Source organism: Paeniroseomonas aquatica (genome assembly GCF_030409335.1).
Lineage (GTDB): Bacteria > Pseudomonadota > Alphaproteobacteria > Acetobacterales > Acetobacteraceae > Belnapia > Belnapia aquatica.
Genome location: NZ_JAUFPN010000258.1, coordinates 1 through 1,264 on the forward strand (window position 1 = coordinate 1; position 1,264 = coordinate 1,264).

Consider the following 1,264-nt stretch of genomic DNA (forward strand, 5'->3'; position numbering starts at 1 on the left):
CCCGACCATCCCAACTCATTTCGCGTACAGCTTCTAAGGGTCAGCGGAACAGGCTGGTCAGCGACTGCGGCGCCTGGTTGGCGATGCCGAGCGCCTGGGTGCCGAGTTGCTGGCGGATCTGCAGCGCCTGCAGCCGGGCGGATTCCTTGGCCATGTCGGTATCGATCAGCGCCCCGAGGCCGCTCTGCTGGGCGTCCAGGATCGACTTGTTGTAGTTGATCTGGCTGTCGATGTAATTCGAGTAGCTGCCGAAGTTGTTGAGCTGCGTCAGGGTATTGGTGATGGCCTTGCCGACCGCGCCGGTGGAGGTGAGGGCGGAGGAGGCATCGCCCCGGGTCCAGCTGCTGGCCGCCGACACCGAATTGTAGATATTTGTCAGCGCCTTGTAGCCGTTGAAGTTGTAGTAGGTGCCGGTGCCGTTGGTGACGACCTGGATGGCCACGGTGGCCGGGTCGTTCAGGATGTTGAGGCCGTTGTAACTGGCATCGGTGATGAAAGATTTGATGTTCTTGGCGAGTTCGCCGATCTGGGACTGGTACTGGCCACGCTGCTCCGCGGTGATGGTGCCGTCCGCGAGCTTCACCGTCACCGCCTGCAGCTTCTGCAGCGTGGTCGAGACATTCTCCAGCGCGGCATTCGAGACATCGAGCAGGCCCTTGACCCCGCCGAGCTGCTCGTTCGCCGAGGTGGTGGCGGCGACCGCGCCGCGGATGCGTTCCGCCACCGCGAAGGCGGCGCCGTCATCCTTGGCATCGGCCACGCGGAACCCGGTCGAGATGCGCTTCTGGGTGGCCGAGAGCTCCTCGCCGGTACGATTCAGCGACTGCAGCGCGACCATGGCGCCGACGTTGGTGTTCACGGAATTCAGCGGCATCGGGCTTTTCCCTCGGCTGGCGACCGCGATACTCGGGCCGGTTGCGACCATCCTGCACGGCATGCGTAAAGAACCGGTGAAGCGCGCCGCCGCAGGTGGTAAGTCGATACGGGGTTGGCTTCGGCTTGACTTGGGCGCGGCTTCGCACGCAGAAGCCAGGGCGCAGGGCCTCAGGACACCCGGCCCCGCGCAATCTTGGCCTGCGCCTGACCAGGTGTCGGCGATCGTATTCCGGGGGTGATTGGGTGCTCGCACGAGATTCCAGACCGATGAATGCTCCTGACGCAAGCCGCAGCGCCGGCAATTTCACGGCGTCGCGCTTCGCCCTGCCGGGCCCGGTGCTGATCACGCCGCGCCGCTTCGGCGACCACCGCGGCTTCTTCGTCGAGA

1 protein-coding gene is annotated in these 1,264 nt (G+C 65.0%); it reads right to left on the reverse strand.

What is annotated here, in order from left to right; genetic code table 11:
• Positions 1-40: 40 nt before the first annotated feature.
• Positions 41-874 (reverse strand): flagellin, encoded by an 834-nt coding sequence (locus tag QWZ14_RS29180; protein ID WP_290320580.1) that lies wholly within the window; start codon positions 872-874, stop codon positions 41-43.
• Positions 875-1,264 lie beyond the last annotated feature (390 nt).